Genomic DNA, 552 nt, shown 5'->3' on the forward strand with positions numbered 1-552 from the left:
GTCCACTGTCCGCCCCGGGTGCGGGGGTAGTCCACCCAACCCGGGAAACTCCCGGGTGGCCATTCGGGCGAGACGGATCTCCTCGTCCTCGCGGCGGGCCTGCACCCAGGCCGCGAACACGCTGCCACCTGCACGGAATCCCCGGTCGAGCGCGATGATCGTCGCCTCGGATGGGATCGCCCACACTCGGCCGCCGGGTTGGCATCCCCGTGCGGCGGCTGAGAACGCCTGGCGGGGCACGCCGGTTTTCCGCTCCAGGTCTGACCAGGTCGCGTTTCGCCGCCGCTTCAGGTCGGTGATGTGGGCTATGAGCTGGTCGAGCGCCGGTCTCGGCTCCGGTCCTGGTCCAGTGTGCACGGTGGCTCCCCTCCAACCGGCGGCACAGGGTGTGTGTTTCTGCATTGCACGGTAGTGCCTGCATTGCAGTCTGTCTCTGGTCTGGTGCGGAGTGTGTCATATTCCTACCGGCGGATGTGCCGGCCGGCACTCGGAGGACAGGGAGGATTCGTGACGCTGACGGGCTCTCCCCGCCGCTCGCGGGCACCCTCCCCC

1 pseudogene is annotated in these 552 nt (G+C 69.0%); it reads right to left on the minus strand.

What is annotated here, in order from left to right:
• Positions 1-357, minus strand: a pseudogene (locus tag AC08OO_RS14450) (hypothetical protein); the annotation flags it as partial.
• Positions 358-552 lie beyond the last annotated feature (195 nt).

The sequence above is a fragment of the Frankia sp. CeCAU1 genome (assembly GCF_977971845.1).